Below are 16,564 nucleotides of genomic sequence, written 5' to 3' on the forward strand. Positions count from 1 at the left end.
GTTTACACTAAAACAAACACATTGATTATCATATGATTAAAAAAATATTTATTCTGTAAGTTCCAGTAGTCGTTAGCGGTGATTTATCTCATCTTTTGATCGTATCATTTTTATAGATTCAGGCTGGTTTTATTCTATTTTTTCAATATTCTTTCTCTCGATCAATAAAACACTTATAAAAAACATGCCGAGCATTATTAAAACTATAAAAGGAATTGCCGAAATTATCAAATAAACATTTTGATTTTCAGAATCATAAAAGCCGTATTTTTCATCATAATAGAGTTTTATGCTATCATTATTGTTTAGTTTACTATCAAAACCATAATGCTCTATAATTTCATTGCCTTCTTTATTTTTAAATTTTATTTTGCCAAAATAGCGGTATGTATTGTTATTTTTATGAGATTTAACACTATCAACATTTATTATCAAAGCATTTATTCTATAACCAGAAATTCTAGGTTGAAATACAGTTAACATAATATACAAAGAATAAATGCTAATTATAAACATAAAAGCAAAAATAATCATCTTCAAAGGAGAAATTTCTTTTATCGGAAGACTTCTTTTCATCAATAAGTTTTTAATTCATTACTCCCCTTAGGTTTGTACAAATAAACTGATATATACGTAGTTGTAACAACATCTTTATCTTTTCTTTTAAATCCCCCCCACAATGCTGATTTTTTATTGTTTATTTTCTCTAAACAAATAATTTTCCCTTCGGCATAAAACTTCATTTCATACTTTTCAATAGGTTTCAAATCAAAAAAATCAAGATTTGCATCAGTCCTAAATTGATAGTCATTATCCCATCCATCTTTTATTTCTGCTTCATTGAGATACATTTGTTGTGCTAATCTTTTTTCTTTACTGTAATTTATATTGGCAAGTTCATTTTTTGTACCTGTCATGTAGATATCTCTTATCTCATTGTATTTTGCTAAAACTTCTTTTCCCAATTGTTTTAGTTTTTCAGAATCTGTTGTAAATAGTACTTCAGCATTATCCAAAACAGATAGTTCATATGGGACTTTTAAATCCACATATATAGTTTCTTCATAGTAAGCCTTATTTGGGTATAAAAATCCTCCATTGCCTTTTCCGTCAAAATCTTTAAAAGGTGTCTTAAATTCGAGTATTGTTTTATCTTCTCCGTTAATTTCTTTTTCAATACTAAATTTAACACCTGCATTTAAACCTAATATTTGATTGGGTGTTTCAGTTTCTGCATACTTGGGATACATTCTTACTGTTATCTTTTGCTTCCCAGATTTTTCAATATTCCAATTTATAGGTATTGATGTTGCTCCAACACCACCGCTTCGTCCAAAAAATTTATACAAAGGAATATCATTAACCAGTATAGAAAATGAACATTCACTAGATGAAAGAATCATTTTATACATAGGTTCTTCTTCATATTTTTTTATTTCTTTATTTAATGAATAAATATCTTGGCTTGTTTTCATATCTGTTTTTTTTTCTTGCCCATAGGCAACTATATTTGCAACTATTAATATTAATACTAAAAAATTTTTCATTATTTTAATTTAAATAAAATTGAATCTTTTTCCCCTCAGAATCTTCAAAACTACCTTCATACTCATTCATTAGTACTAATTCAAAACTTTCATCAGTACTTCCAGAAGAATATTCTCCTCCGTCTGAATTTTCGACTTTATAACCTGCTTCGACAATACCTGTAACTGTTAGTCCGTGAAATGTAAGAAGAGGATCAATGAAAAAGCCTTTATCATCCGCCTTAATTGCACCAGAAAGAGTTATTCCTGTTTTTACCTCAAAACCTGCATTTCCATATAGCTCAACACTTCCAAAAATATAAGAATTTGCTTTTTTAGAAAATTCAATTTTTCCTCTTATTTCTAAACTAAAAACCCCATTGACGGTTAAAGGACTGTCATCTTCAGCATCACCAGCTAAAGATTTTTGATTTAAGTTGGAAGTTTTACTTGCGCTATTATATCTTAATTTACCTTCTATTTCTATTTGTCCGCTTATTTCTATTTCTAATGTTATTTTTGGACCAACACCTACTGCTGCTGAAAAATCTATTAAAGTAATTAATCCACGGGCTATTGGATGTGCTCTTTGAGCCAATGCTAGAAAATCCATTGAAATTTCAGCCCCTATTAATGGTTTCGCTAAAATTTGAATTTCACCGACTATCCCTACTTGATTCATATTTATATCTTTAGGATTTTCAGCATACCATGAACCTACTACAGCTAACGATGGTGGTATCAAATTTTTTGAAAAAAGAGATCTTCCTTTTAGAGCGTCTCCTATTGCTTCTAGTTGTTCCTCCGCTCTTTTTTCATCAATTTGCTTAAATTTCTTATCTAATTTTTTTTGCGATTTCTTTTTGCCATCCAAAATAAGATCAATCATTTGGGTAACTTCAGTCAATTGTTTTGCTAACTCTACATATCGCTTATAGCTACCTGATACTTCGATAGCTTCTCCGGGTCTATCATATTCTACATGTAATGATAAAACTAAATCAGAAAGCCCTGATGCAACATTTTCTTTAAAACTAAATAAATCAGGTCTATCATTTTTATATGCTTTTTTCTCCTTTTTTTTATTGTCTTTATATCTGTCTTTTCTGTTTTTATTTTTTGTATTTAATTTTTCTAATTTTGCAACTAATTTTTTATAAGACTCTTTCTTTTTACCTACAGCTTGGCTGGCATCCTTCTTTGCCTGTGCAATTTCTGCGTCCAATTGTTGTATTTTTTCGTCTAGTTTTTGTGGTTTGACCTTATCATCTAATTTTTCAACTCGAACTAAATATTCATCATATTTTTCTTTTCGCATGTCTTGAAATTCTTCAGGATCACAATCATAAGCAAATTGCAAAATCCATTTTACATCAGGATATACTGTTACATCTAATTGTTTTGTAAAACAACATGTTTGTAATACAATTGGATAGTGCTGCAAAATTTTTTCTCTTAAAGGCCATATATGCTTTAAAAGACTTGATATGGATTCATCTCCATAGTCAAATCCAATATCAAGTATTAATTCTGTATCTGAATTAGGATACAAGCCTCTAACTTGTTTGTTTTTAAAGACAGTAGTTTTTGATTCTCTAGTTATTCCAAATGGACCATTAATAGAGTTTTTGGATTTAGTGTGCGTATTTGAAATTTCATTATCGTCATCAGTATCTACATGCCCTTCTTCTTCTTTTCCAAATCTAATTCCTTTGCCTGTATCCTGACCTATTTTAAACTCGTTTTTATCATATATTTTATGTTCATTTACCCTTGTACTTTCTTCTATTACAATTGCATCATGAATTTGAGATAAGTTAATTACCCTGCCTTTATGTGTTTTCTCTTTATCATCTTCGAAATAACATTCATCAGTTTTTGAATCTAAGGTTATTTTTAATTCTCTTCTTCCTTCTCTTACACCTGCAATTACAGGCATAATTAATTTTGTTTTAATTTTATCCTCTTCTTTTTTTGAATTGAATAATTCAATCTCTAATGATTCATTACCTAAACTATTAGCAGTTTTTGAATAAGAAGCTTTAATTAAATCATATCTACAAGGATGAAAAGCAGATACATTAGTCTCAACATTCCCTACAATCAAGGGCATATTGGTAGCAGGAATTGGCTCTTGATCTAGTGTTATGCTTTTTTTATCTGTACTTACGAGTATAGAACTTCTGCTAAACTCCGCAAAAAAAGTTCCTGTTTTTATAGATTTTACGACAGCATATATTTGTAAATTCTCTCCTGCCGTTTTTATCCACGCCTTATCAAGGACTACTTCTATTTCTATTTTTTGGGCATAATCTACCTTAGCGTTATCTACTGTTAGAATACCCGCGACGCCTTTTTTATTAATATCGTTAGGTTTTAGTTTATAAACCTTTACTTCACGGGTAAAAAAATCTTCTCCAGCAATTTTTAGTTTATCATTAGGCGTAAATATATCTTTATCTGCCAAATGCACCTCAACTTCCTGGCCATAGAGTCCGGCAGTATAGATATGTAATATAACCTTAGATCCAAAAGCTACTGTTGTACCCTTATCAATTGTGTTGTATCTTAAATCAGTCCATTCTGCACGAACAATTTGGGCAACCCCTTCTGCCTGTACATACATCCCGAAGGGAGGTATTCCTTTTGGCTTTTCATTTTCATGCCAGGCTTCGAGCCAAGCAATACCCCCTCCTTCTAATAATTTAGGAAATGAGATAAGCTCATGAATACCTTTTTTAAAATTAGCATAATGTGTTATTTTATTGGGATCTAATTCGTTATATACTAATTGCCAGGTCCAGTTTAAATCGTCGAATTTTTTTAAATTTTCATTATATACCTTTAATTTTTCATTGTATTTTTTTAAATCAATATCATATTGTTTAGCATCAACATCATAATTCCATCTTGCTGTTTTACTTAGATTACTATATTCCTCCTTAGATAATTTGGTTATTTTTTTAGGAGCTATAGGCTTTTGTTTTTTAAAATCCTCGATTTCTTTTATAACTATATTAAAAGATTCTGCTTTTTTTAATACTAAACTGTTTAGCTTACGATCATATTTTTGTCCTTCCTCAACCTTTTTTGGTATGATGTGTACTTGCTTTTCCATCTAATTCGGTTATAAATTATTAGGTATTTTTAAAATATCATTTTCCGAATCATCTAAATCAAACCCAGGAAATAACTCAGTTACAACTTCAGGACTAGTATTTTTTATATTTTGTTTACTTAATTCAGCAACTTGTCCGTGGTTTTTTATGCTTATGCAATCACTGCCTCCTATTGGGCAGGTGGCTTTGCTGTCTTCAATCAGTATTTGACCTTGGTTAGAGAGGGTAACTTCCTGATAAAAACCACTCCACTCTGTAATTACAGCCTGACAAGGCTTGTAGCTAGAGCCCATGGGCTGCTTTTTGCAATTACCAAAAGTATTTGCCTTCAGAGTCTGCCCAATTTCTTTGGTGGTAGCAATGAGTTTTTTGGATCCATCTTTATCATTCCCAAAATGTTTGGAATGTGTTTTTACCTGTAGAATATCGGTTTTAGGTGTTTCGCTAAACTTGCACTCGCAAGTTGCTCCATGAACAACTACGTGTTTTTCTGCCATACTTTTATTTTTTAAATTCAGACAAACTTATTGTTGATATATTTCTACCTGAATTTTATTGATTTTTTTGTTGCTCATTTTGGTAATGAAAGTTCCTGTAATTGAAAATATGCTATTATCAGAACTATTGAGTTTATATTGTACATTTCCTTCAGATTGTACGAATTCAATATTAGGACGGTCTTTTTCTAATACTGTTTTGTTTTGCAAAACTTCATCAATAGTTCGATGGTCTATTATTTTTCCTGTATGATTGATTATCACTTTACCACTTTTAGTATAATGGTCTTGCAGGGTTTGCGTTATTTGATATTCTACTAATCTCTTCGACAAAAAAGGTAATTTAGTTGCGTATTGAATTTCTTTTTTCTCAGGAAAATTTCTATATATACGTTTAAAAAACAGATTAAAAAACCAATTATTTAACAGCATTACCATCAATTCTCTTTCGCTATTAAAATACAAATCTGCTTTTTTTATAATTGTATCTGAATACTCTTTTTTATAATAATCTGTTAGTTCATCTTTATTAATAAGCCACCGTTGTTTGATTTCTTCAAAGTTTGCAATTGCTTTTATTTCTCCGGTATCGCTAATTCGCAGCGCAATAGGAAACATGTTTTGGGCAATTTTATCTAAGAGTTGTTCTACTGCTACATCAGGCATTTTATTATTTACATAGACTTGTTTGCGATTTATTTGTATAATTTTAAAATTAAAGTCATTTTTTATATAAACCGCATCTACCTCATAATGAATTTTATTTTTTAGATGATCTCCCTCATAATTTTCAAAGGTATAACCGTATGTTTTTGTGGTATAAAATGCAATAGGAAATAGGTTTCTCACTATTTCTTTTTTTCTATCTTGTTCTGGTGGTTGTTCAACCAGTACATCCGAATAAACATAAATCTCAGTCAGGTGTTTAGGAAACCTGCTTCTTATTTTATCCCAGAATCCAGCCTTTGCATTGTGTACCTCTTTTAAATATTCTGTCCCAATATTTAATTTTTCGGCAACACTCTCTAATGTATCTCCCTCTCTTATAGGATACTTTGTTAGATAGATTGGTTTCATTTTTTGTGTATCGTATTTGCGCTTTTATTAATTGTTCTTCAATTTTTGATTATCATTTTTTTAATTTTCATACTTCCACATATTCTCAAAATCTATTTTCTGATAGGATTTTATTGTTTTGCAGGTTAAAAAATTAGGCTACAATTCTGAAAAAAAGGTCAGCATTCCATAAAAGGAGAATAATAAAAGTATAGTTCCCAATATATACATCTCAATTCTGTTAGTTTTTTTTTCTCCAAATATCCTCACACAAATTCTGTCAATTATTATTACTGCTATTATAAACGGACTGAATAATAGACTAAATCGGGCTACCAAGTCAATGAATAGACTATTGTTCCAATTTAGAAGCTTCATAATTATTGAAGGAATGATTATTACCAGTAAGCAAATTAAACTTATTCCAAAAAATAATGTGACTGTCTTTAAATACCGTTGTTGCATCATAAATTCTATCTAATTTGCTTACTCTATTTTATTAATTTTCATACTTCCACATATTGTCGAAATCTATTTTCCTGATAGGAATTTCTTTGTCACCATTTTTAAAAACTAAACTACGATTGCTAAAATCTTCGCTCATACGCAAAACAATTTCTATAGGTTTTAAAGTATCAGCTTGGTTGAATAAATGAAAGATTTCTTCTTCATCAAAATCTTTGACTTCAAAAACAGTTTGCACTTTTTTATTATCCTCAAAAATAAATCCTAATTCTTTGGGAATTGCTCTGGGCCTAAAAGCATTTTCTTTCACTGTTTCATTAAACAAAGTTTCTTCTTCTCCGTTAAACATATTAAAACCTACATTAACGATTTTGTGATTTGGAATTTCAACTCGGGCACGCCAATTGTACTTCTTTCTATAAATATCCCAAACGTCGTATTGAATCCCATTTTTTTTAATATTTTCATAAGCTTCTGGTACTGATTTAGATACATCAAAATATTCGTCAAGAGTTAGATTTGGGTTTGTGGGTACGACTTCAATTAATGGCACATGTGTTTCTGCAGCCTGAAAACGAGCAACTTCTATCTGCTGGTCATCACCATACACCCAAACCACCACTACTCCTCCTGGTGCACAACCTACTCTTATGTCGGAATAATTAGAAATTCTGCCATCTCGCCAGGCAGTAGTGCCTTTTTCAAAGAGTTTTTTTAGGGTATCAATAGGCATATCCCAACTGCCTGTATAAAATTTCTTTTCTATATAGGATGCCCAAGTAATATCCATTTTTACTGGCAGTGCTTTTAAGTCCTCGCCTTGTATATGAGTAGAACCAGTATAGCCCCAGCCGTTATAATTTATTCCTGAAGTAGGAATGTAAACACTGCTGCCATCCTCTAAATAAAAGTGACCATTGTGAATATAAGTTGGGTATAATTCTGGAGCATTAGACTCGGGTAACCATTCGTATTTTTTCATTTTCTTTTGGCAGGAGGTTAATAGTGTAGTAAATAATAAATAGAGAAATATGTGTTTCATGAGTTCTTTGCTTTTTTTCGGGTTCTAACAATCGTTTTACCTGAAATTTTATAGTTGGGCAAATATGCTCCTACAGTATCTCCAAAGAGAGAATTCCAGTGCAAGTATTTACGCCTTAATTTTATCAAAATATTGTGGTCAGATACTATTTGGTTAAAAACTGCTGTAGTTATTTTTTTTTCTCTTTCTTGTTTTCTAAGTATTTCTATTTGTTTGCTGGTGTAGTATTCCATTTTAGGTAAACTGCCGTTTATATATCCTGCTAAACGATCCTTTACTTTATGTAAATCTAATTCATCGGGTTTTGTAGGTTTTGGTATTTCAAAATATTTATTTAAACTTTCGACATTAATAGTGCCTGCGTATTCAGTATTTAGTTTTTCTACCATGAGATGCAGAGTTACAAAACTATAAGTGTTACGTATGCCTTTTCGGTTTAGATAGGTTTGATGCCACATGTCTGGACGAACTACTTCACTTTCACTACACCAACCCTGCTGTATAAGATTGTTTAAATCGTTGTCAAGTATTTCGTTATATTCGTCATCATCATACCCATCTCCCCAAGTGTTATCAAGATCCATAATTTGTTTATATTCATTCATCATATCAGTATAACAACCGCCCACATCAGAATGTACACCAGGCAAGTAAAAATCTTTTCCGCCAGCTACTCTTGTAGGCGTAAGCATAAAGTTTTTACGATGCTCATCATCTGCACAAAAATGAATTATGTGTTTTGCTTTGTACAAATCATTAATCTCTAAATTCAGATCATTCAAATGCAGTTCTGTTACATCATTATCGAAGTTCGGATTTTTTATAGCATCAGGATCATAAGAAGAAACTGTATCATACAAACCGACAAAACGTACCTGCAGTCTTTTGTATTTAACTTTATACTTTAGTACTTGCGAGCCCCAAACATCTTGACTGTTTTTTTTACTCAATTCATAAACAAAATTTCTTGCTGCAGCTGCCCCTCTGCTAAAACCAAATACATCAACAGTTAGAGTATTTATTTCGTCTTTACCTTGTAATTTTAAAGCATTTTTTGCCAAACCTTCGCAACCCTTTTTTACTTTGGCTGGAATACCTAGTTTCCCTGCTCCAAACGCAACACCATCGTGGTCCATTTTGTTGTCAGAATCCTCCCCAAAGTTCTCTGTACCAATACCTTCAATATACAAACTAGTTGTATATTGGTCTTTTTCGTAATGAAGTTCTTTGCGAGCCACATTAGAAAAATCGTTCATATAACTATCTGTATCTTTATCAGACAATTTATTATAGGCCTTATTACCTTTATCACCTTCTTTTCCTAACCTGGCGTTCGTATTAGTTCTATTATTTTGTGTACCATCAAAAAAAACACCAACTCTTATATCAACTGTTCCTTTGGGCGGGGGCGGAGGCGAGTAATTACCAAAACTAATGTTTGTTGCCATCAGATGTTATTTTTTTATTTGAAATCAAAACCAGATTCTCCTTAGTAGCTTCAATATTAAATTGATTTGATATTTTTTTTAATTCACCACCTACCGTTAAATTATAGTCTTGATTCACAATCACTTTTCTATTTTTAGAAATTTTGTTGATTCCCATAATTTTAAAACATTTTAGATTTTTCAACACTATTAACCTCCACCGTTTTACCACTTTGAAGCGTTAAGTTCTCTTTATTACTAAAAATACTAACGCCTGAAGCTATTATATTAGAGGTGTCTGCCTGACGTATAAAATCCTTATCAACCATTTCTTTTCTATTATCAGAACTTTCAGTTATATCGCCACTTGCTGTTTGAGTTAAATCATTGCCTGCTGTTTGAGAAATATCTTTTCCGGCATCACAATCCATATTTTCTCCCGCTCCAATTTTTACATTCTTCCCTGCACTCACAATAAAATCCTCACCTGCCTTTATGGTAATATTTTTTGGTGCAGTAACATTAATATTTCCTTTTCCATCCATAAACCAAGTATTACCTGATGGATCTTTTACTAAAATACTCGATTCACCTTCATCAAAAGTGATTGTACTTCCTGTACGGGTATAAATGCTTTTTATGTTATTTTTTGTATTACCGCCGGTTCCTGTTCTACCATTAAACAAACTTCCTATTACGAATGGTCTGTTAGGATCGTTGTAGTGAAAACCCAGCATAACCTGATCCCCTACTTCGGGAATAAAAACCATACCTCTATTGGTGCTAACCTCAGCACTGCTTCCGGCATCAGGTGCCATGACACGTAACCATGGTGTACGCTGTTGTTTAGCAGCTTGCCACAGCATTTTTACACGTATTCTGCCTTGTCCTTTTGGATCTTCGTTAGCTATTACTTCGGCTTGTTGTATTTGAGCTATAGGAAAGTTAATGTTTGGTTCAGGCAATTTGCATATTTTGGCAGGCAGTGCTTTAAAACTATTTTCGTACTCCCCAATATCCGTGGCTTTATGGTTTATTTCTGTGATTATATAAACCCCTATTTCGTTTGTTTCGTAGTTAATTTTACTAATATCTTGTCCGCTTGTAAATGCCGCTAATTTGTCTTTCACCTGCATAGCGTCAATGCTGATGCTCATACCTATTCGCAAGCTTCTATTTCGACTAGTAGCTGTTATAAAATTAGATTCTGCGGCTACACTTTGCTGACGGTTTTGCATTATCGTTTGTAAATGCATATCGTCACCAGCAACAGTCCTGCCGTATTCAAATGATGCTGTAGAATATAATTTTTGAGAAGCGGTTATAGCATCATTACCTAATTTTGGGAATCCTTCTATGTGGTCACCAGTCTTCGCCTGATAAAGTCTGTCTGCATCTTCGTTATAACTAAATACCCCAAATTGATTAGGAATTGCCTGAACAGAAATATTTAAGTTATAAAGATCCTTGTTGTAAATCAATTTTGTAAATTCTGAACTGGCATTAGGCTTTCCAAAAAATAGTTTTTCTCCATCATAATACAACCACTCATTGTATTGTTTGGCTAAGCGTTGTATAAATTGAAAATCGGTTTCTAGATATTGGGTTTGATATTCTAAATTGTTGCCGAACTCAGGTTTAATGCTGTTTTGTAATTGTTCTCCAGCCGCAGTCTTTATCACTTCTTCAATGATATCATGCAAATTAACATCTTCCCAAGAATTGAATTTTGGTCCCGACTCAAGAAGTATAGTTTTAGAATAACCCGAAATAACAATCTGGCTTCCAACATGTCCTAATTCTTGGGCATATTGAATATTTGTTACTATTCCTAAAAAATTATTGTTATTTTCAAAGACAATATGTAAAACCCCTCCCAACCATTTTTGAGCACTCTGCATAGTGTATGCTCTTGGTTGTTCGATCACAGAATGCGGAACACTAATTTTAAAATGATGATGGTTATTAATGGTTTGGTGAAGTTCGATAGTAGTGAAATGCGAAATTTCTTTTCTATCAATACCAATTATTATTTTAGGAATGATCATAATATGTTTAGTTATAAATTTGGGATTTTTTTAAATTTTAACTTAAGTAGATTATAGTCTAAAGTTATTATACCGCAATTCCATTTTAAGCTAAAATATCATTTCTAAACTATAGAAGCGATACTAATCAATGTTCTGTTCAATAAATTGTATAAAAAAACAAGAAGCGGCACATACCGCTTCTTGTTTGCTAATAGGAAAAATTAAATTTTAGCCCAATTATTATCTAATGTTGCATTACCCAATGTAATTTTTTCTGCTGAGAAAGTGATTTCAGTAGTCATTGGAGTTTCTGCCATAGCATCAAGCTGCTCACTAAAGAATACAATAAAAGCATTTTCAAAAGAAAGTTCTTTCATTACCTGCTCAGAGTCAGCTTTGAAGAATTTTACTTTTCCGCTTACTGGTTTGTGCTGGCTGTTTACTGCCTGCTCAATAACTGTTGTGTTGTCTGTAGATTTTAATTTTAGGTTTAATCTACCTCCTTTAATTTCAGATGAAACGGCTCCTTTACCATCAGTATGTCTTAACATATCAACTTTTGAGAATAATACTTGATACTGGTTTCCTTCGAATTCTAAAATTGCTTTAAATGCCATAATAAAAATAATTAATTTGTAAAATTGTTTTTTTAGAACCCTCTCTGTGATGCCTGACTAGTATAAACAAAAAAAGAGGTGTTCTATATAAATTTAGAATACCTCTTTTTTGCACTAATGCACTTTTTTTGATTTGCTTCTTGTAGGAAGATGAAGAGGATCCACAATCAATATTAACGCGAATATATAACTAGAAACGAAATAAACAAGTTAATTTGTAATGTTTTTCATAAAAAAAATAAAAAAACTTAACAGAATAATTCTAACATATGAGAGTGCGTTATTTTAAACCATTTACCGAGGGTTGGTTATATAAAAAATCGTGTAAAAACAATTTACATTCTCAAAATAACTAATAGAAATAAACTCTCAAGAACAATAAATCACTTTAACTTATTTTATCTTTTAAAACATATTTGAGTAATCGAATTTCACATAATGCTCAAGGCAATTTTTTAAATAAGGTTTCGAAATAATCTTTAATTTCAAAAAATATAAAACAACAGAAATTGGGTAAAACAGATAAAAAAGAGATTCAATAAGATTTTATAAGTTTCTGAAAAACTCAAAACTTCTTTACCGAGAAAAGCTTCAATAAAGAATGATAAGATGCAAATGATGATATTACAATCAATTAAGCTTTACAAAGCAAACAAAACTAATTGATTATAAAACGAGACACAGTCATAAGGAAACAAAAAAGCCTCTACATTGCTGTAAAGGCTTTCTATTCTTAAAAAGTGGTCCCACCTGGGCTCGAACCAGGGACCACCTGATTATGAGTCAGGTGCTCTAACCAGCTGAGCTATAGGACCGGTTAAGAGGATGCAATATTACTACTATTTTTCGTCCACTCCAAATATTTTAAGACATGATTTCTATTTAATTTTAAAAAAACTTTGTTTGTCTAAAAATGAAATTGATTTTCAACACATTATTTAAAAACAAAAAAACTGTTTTTCTATTTTATTTCCTGACAAAGTTCTACCAAAACCCCATTTGTATTCTTGGGATGCAGAAAAACGACCAGTTTATTATCGGCTCCTTTCTTCGGAACTTCATTAATCAGCACAAAACCTTCGTTTTTTAAACGAGAAATTTCGGCTTTGATATCATCCACATCAAAAGCGATGTGATGAATTCCTTCACCTTTTTTCTCCAAAAACTTCGCGATCGGACTTTCTGGATTTGTCGCCATCAAAAGTTCGATTTTATTATTTCCGGTTTGAAAAAATGAAGTTAACACACCTTCACTTTCTACACTTTCCATTTTATAAGACGGAACACCAAGCATTTTTTCGAACAATACATTGGCATCGTCCATGTTTTTTACTGCAATTCCGATATGTTCTATTTTATTAACCATTTCAAATAATTATTGATTAATGTAGGTATTAAAATAACCGCATTCTGCAATTACATCTTGGTAGTATTTTGTATCCGAATAGTCTTTTTTCAAAGCTTTAAATCCGTTCCAAGCGATAAAATTAACTTTATCATCTTGTATATCCCAATAACTGTTTACAGCACTGTATTTTTTATTGTAATAGTCATTTCGTTCGCATTTAGCCATTAAATAAATACATTTTGCTTTTTGTTCTTTTGTGGTTGCAGCTTCAAATGCTTTTTGGTAATACATTTTCGAAACAGTATTATTGGTAATCATTTCTCTCATTTTGTCTCTAAAAGAATATGGACTAGAACCGTAGCCGACAATATTAATTTCATAAAACGTTCGTCCGTTTCCAAAATGTGAAATATTGTAAAAAGCGTTTCCTAAAAGCAGACTGTTTGTGTAAACATCTTCTTTCTGCGCCAATTTTTCCTGCATAGATTGTATCGTGGTTAGAAAATCGATATACGAATATTTTCTTTTTTGATAAGCCGCATGATCGCAATCGTGGCAGTCTTTGATACTTCCGTTAAACGGATTTCCTAAAAAATTATAATTCTGAATCGTGTCTGTTTCCTTCATAAAAGCAATCGCTTCCGGAATTTTATTTTTAAATGTCGACTGAACTGCTTGAAAACGACTAATATCAGTTAGTTTCAAACTATAAATTCCAGCGCCGATTTTTTCAATTTCTGTTTTATTTTGTTTTGCCAGGAAATTTTTAATATCCAGAAGATTCTTTTCATCATCATAAAAAGAATTTCCGTCATTCCAATAACTGTAACGAGATTCACCAAATATTTCGGTCATTACAAAATTAGATTTTCCACGATATAAAGTTGACAAATACGATCTGCTCCAAGAAGATGCGTTTTGATAACGAAACTCGTTTCCTTTATAGTTTTTAGAAAGTTCAAAATACAACCAGTTTAAGTCTGCTAAAACGGTTTTTACATTGTTTTCATCAAGTTTTTCAATCTTACTTAAATTATTTACAAAGCGAAGCAAACGGATTTGGTAATTTCCCAATTGTGTTTTAGGAAGTGTTTTTGCTGCTTTATCAAAATTTTTATCCGCCGATGCATAATCTCCTTTTAAAGTCTGCAGATATCCGAGCGCCATATCCCATAAATAAGGTCTGTCTGTATTTCCTGCCGTTGCAATTTTTGTAATTAAGTCAAAAGCAGTTTTATCAAGTTTAGCTTGGTTTTGTGTTTTATTTTGAGCTAAAGTTTGTTTTACAGGCTGTTTAGTATAATCTCCACTTTTATTTTCTTCCTGAAAAGAATTATTAATTGCCTGCTCCTGATTGTTAACCAGTCGAGTTGCCAAATAATTTAAATGCTCGCTTTTTGGATCCAACTCATAGATTTTCTGAATCGCTTGTTTTTCATCTTTATAAAAACCATGAATCGCCCAAAGCGCTGCTTTTTCTTTATTGGTTTTGGCCATTGCTAAAGATTTGGTCCAATCCGTTTCATTTTTAGGGCGAAAACTATACGCCGTTACTACACGAAGTTCTGGACATTTATCAAAAACCTGTGCATAGATATAATTGGACAAAGCATATTTTTTTTGCTTATAATAAATTCCTGCCACATACGCCCAAGCACGATAATAAAGTGTATTTTTCTGAACAGCACTTTCGGTCTTATCAAAAAAAGCAATTGCTTTTTGTTTATCATTACTGTAAAAACGGGCCTTCATGGTCAGGAACCAATATCTGTTTTTCAAAAACGGATCTGAAAGTGTATTGTAAACATTTTCGATAGACTGAATCGTTTTGGCGTCGTTAAAAGTTTTAGCTGCCGCTTTTTCATAACTCCAATAATCTTCGCCGATAGAAACCGTTTCTATTTTTTGAGCCAAGTATAAAAATTCCACAAAGTTTTTTACTTTTTCATCTTTCAAATCAAGCTTTTTACTCCACTTTTGAGAAGACGAATTGGCTTTTTTTGTTTTATAAAAAACATGAAGATCTGTAATTTCCTGTTTGTTTTTAATCGTGTTTTTATCGTCCGAATAATATCTCGGTTTATCGTCACCAATTAAAAAATAACTAACAGAAGCAGTATCGACTTTTCCTTTTAAATAATCATTCCAATCTGATTTTATGTTTTTATTGAAGCGCGAATTGTGTCCCATATCAAAACCAATTCCGTAGAAAACATCGCCTGACAAAAACAAAGGCGAATACGATTTATCAGCAAAAGTTTCTGGGGTAAAATTAGAATTGTACAATCCGAAATAATCCCAATCGCCATCCGCGCAAGCGTAAATTATTCCGAAAGCAGAAAGCAGTCCAACACTAAAAACAAGAACTAACTTGTTTAAAAATATTCTTTTCATAATTATTAAAATTGAATTCGTCTAAATCGTAAAATATAATTTCTTTTGGTTTTTCAACAAGATTATCTTCCAAATCTGAGGCCATTTCTTTTAAATCGGCGGGCGTAATTTCTTCTAATTTCAACAAATCGTTCTCTTCATAAAAAACGCCATTTTTATAATTTGAGTGTAATACCTTAAAAAATATCGCACTTGTTTTTTTAAAATTAGAATCGGTTTCTAAATCTTTTCGTAACACTTTCGATCGCAGTCCAATTACTTTTTGGTTTCTAATATGAACTGCCCACGAATAAATTGGAAGTGCATAATTTAAACAGAGCGGATATTTTTTTAAACTTTTAAGATATCGTGCCGCTATTTTTTGATCGTAAATAGAATTCAGTGAATCTGGCGCTATGCTTCCCATATTATAATACATCAAAACTCCAGCATCTACATTTGGGATTTTGGTCTTTTTGAAATACTTCACTTGATGAAGCCGAATCGTGGCAGAAAGTTTTTTCTTCGAAATCTTCTTAAAAACTTCAATAAATTTTAAGTAACTTTCTTTGCTGTCTAAACTCCAATCGCAGTCAATTTGTATTTCGCTCGAAGTAATTTTATTTTTAGAATTGATCTGTTCAATCAAACCAAATGTCTTTTTAACCAAATCATCAATATCCAAATTGGATTGCAGCATGACTTTGTTTTGAATAAAGATTACTGGGACAATAATATATTTTGAGGTGTTTTCATCAAACCGTATTGGCCCGAGCGGTATTGGTAATTTTGTTTCTGGATGAAGTCCTATGTCGAAATATCTAATGTAAAGTTTCTGAACTTTATTCTCTTCTAAAACTTCTTTTTCTGTTTTTGAAAGTTTAAATATTGTTTTCCAATAATAAAAAGACACCATAGGTTTCTCTGTTTTACTGCAAGAAATGAGCAAAAAAACAACAAATCCAAAACAAAATCTTTTTAACAAAACGTAGAAAATTATATTTAACTTCAAAAGTAAGAAATTATTCCTATTCAAATGTTTGAAGAAAGCAAATAAACTTTGA

13 protein-coding genes and 1 tRNA gene are annotated in these 16,564 nt (G+C 31.5%); all 14 read right to left on the bottom strand.

Annotated elements, in window-relative coordinates:
• Positions 1 to 129: 129 nt before the first annotated feature.
• The 14 genes from ACFSC2_RS00785 to ACFSC2_RS00850 all read right to left on the bottom strand — a co-directional run bounded on the left by ACFSC2_RS00785 (position 130) and on the right by ACFSC2_RS00850 (position 16,416).
• Positions 130 to 576 carry a hypothetical protein gene (locus ACFSC2_RS00785; RefSeq protein WP_379817347.1) on the bottom strand — a complete coding sequence of 149 codons (447 nt, stop codon included), beginning with the start codon at positions 574 to 576 and terminating at the stop codon, positions 130 to 132.
• On the bottom strand, positions 576 to 1,547 hold the full coding sequence (locus ACFSC2_RS00790; RefSeq protein ID WP_379817348.1) for a hypothetical protein: 972 nt from the start codon (positions 1,545 to 1,547) through the stop codon (positions 576 to 578). Before ACFSC2_RS00790 ends, ACFSC2_RS00785 begins: the two co-directional genes overlap by 1 nt.
• Positions 1,548 to 1,551: 4 nt before the next feature.
• Positions 1,552 to 4,644: a hypothetical protein gene (locus ACFSC2_RS00795; RefSeq protein WP_379817349.1), complete on the bottom strand. Its 3,093-nt coding sequence runs from the start codon at positions 4,642 to 4,644 to the stop codon at positions 1,552 to 1,554.
• Positions 4,645 to 4,653: 9 nt separating this feature from the next.
• Positions 4,654 to 5,142: a DUF4280 domain-containing protein gene (locus tag ACFSC2_RS00800; RefSeq protein WP_379817350.1), complete on the bottom strand. Its 489-nt coding sequence runs from the start codon at positions 5,140 to 5,142 to the stop codon at positions 4,654 to 4,656.
• 27 nt (positions 5,143 to 5,169) lie between these two features.
• Complete coding sequence (locus ACFSC2_RS00805; RefSeq protein WP_379817351.1) at positions 5,170 to 6,219, bottom strand: hypothetical protein; 1,050 nt, start codon at positions 6,217 to 6,219, stop codon at positions 5,170 to 5,172.
• A 478-nt stretch (positions 6,220 to 6,697) separates the two neighbouring features.
• Positions 6,698 to 7,645, bottom strand: a complete 948-nt coding sequence (locus tag ACFSC2_RS00810; protein WP_379817352.1) for a DUF2931 family protein — start codon at positions 7,643 to 7,645, stop codon at positions 6,698 to 6,700.
• 56 nt (positions 7,646 to 7,701) lie between these two features.
• A complete protein-coding gene (locus tag ACFSC2_RS00815; protein WP_379817353.1) occupies positions 7,702 to 9,153 on the bottom strand; it encodes a T6SS phospholipase effector Tle1-like catalytic domain-containing protein in 1,452 nt (483 codons plus the stop codon).
• Positions 9,137 to 9,310 (bottom strand): hypothetical protein, encoded by a 174-nt coding sequence (locus ACFSC2_RS00820; protein WP_379817354.1) that lies wholly within the window; start codon positions 9,308 to 9,310, stop codon positions 9,137 to 9,139. Before ACFSC2_RS00820 ends, ACFSC2_RS00815 begins: the two co-directional genes overlap by 17 nt.
• A 4-nt stretch (positions 9,311 to 9,314) precedes the next feature.
• The gene (locus ACFSC2_RS00825) at positions 9,315 to 11,180 is read right to left on the bottom strand and encodes a type VI secretion system Vgr family protein (protein ID WP_379817355.1); all 1,866 of its coding nucleotides are present in this window, start codon (positions 11,178 to 11,180) and stop codon (positions 9,315 to 9,317) included.
• Positions 11,181 to 11,383: 203 nt separating this feature from the next.
• Complete coding sequence (tssD, locus tag ACFSC2_RS00830; protein WP_379818551.1) at positions 11,384 to 11,779, bottom strand: type VI secretion system tube protein TssD; 396 nt, start codon at positions 11,777 to 11,779, stop codon at positions 11,384 to 11,386.
• 741 nt (positions 11,780 to 12,520) lie between these two features.
• Positions 12,521 to 12,594: transfer RNA gene (locus ACFSC2_RS00835), tRNA-Ile, on the bottom strand.
• A gap of 146 nt (positions 12,595 to 12,740) precedes the next feature.
• A complete protein-coding gene (gene mce / locus ACFSC2_RS00840; protein ID WP_379817356.1) occupies positions 12,741 to 13,145 on the bottom strand; it encodes a methylmalonyl-CoA epimerase in 405 nt (134 codons plus the stop codon).
• 9 nt (positions 13,146 to 13,154) lie between these two features.
• Positions 13,155 to 15,521, bottom strand: a complete 2,367-nt coding sequence (locus tag ACFSC2_RS00845; RefSeq protein ID WP_379817357.1) for a hypothetical protein — start codon at positions 15,519 to 15,521, stop codon at positions 13,155 to 13,157.
• The gene (locus ACFSC2_RS00850) at positions 15,481 to 16,416 is read right to left on the bottom strand and encodes a hypothetical protein (RefSeq protein WP_379817358.1); all 936 of its coding nucleotides are present in this window, start codon (positions 16,414 to 16,416) and stop codon (positions 15,481 to 15,483) included. Before ACFSC2_RS00850 ends, ACFSC2_RS00845 begins: the two co-directional genes overlap by 41 nt.
• Between the last annotated feature and the right edge of the window lie 148 nt (positions 16,417 to 16,564).

This window comes from Flavobacterium artemisiae (assembly GCF_042678225.1).
In the GTDB taxonomy this organism is placed as follows: Bacteria; Bacteroidota; Bacteroidia; order Flavobacteriales; family Flavobacteriaceae; genus Flavobacterium; species Flavobacterium artemisiae.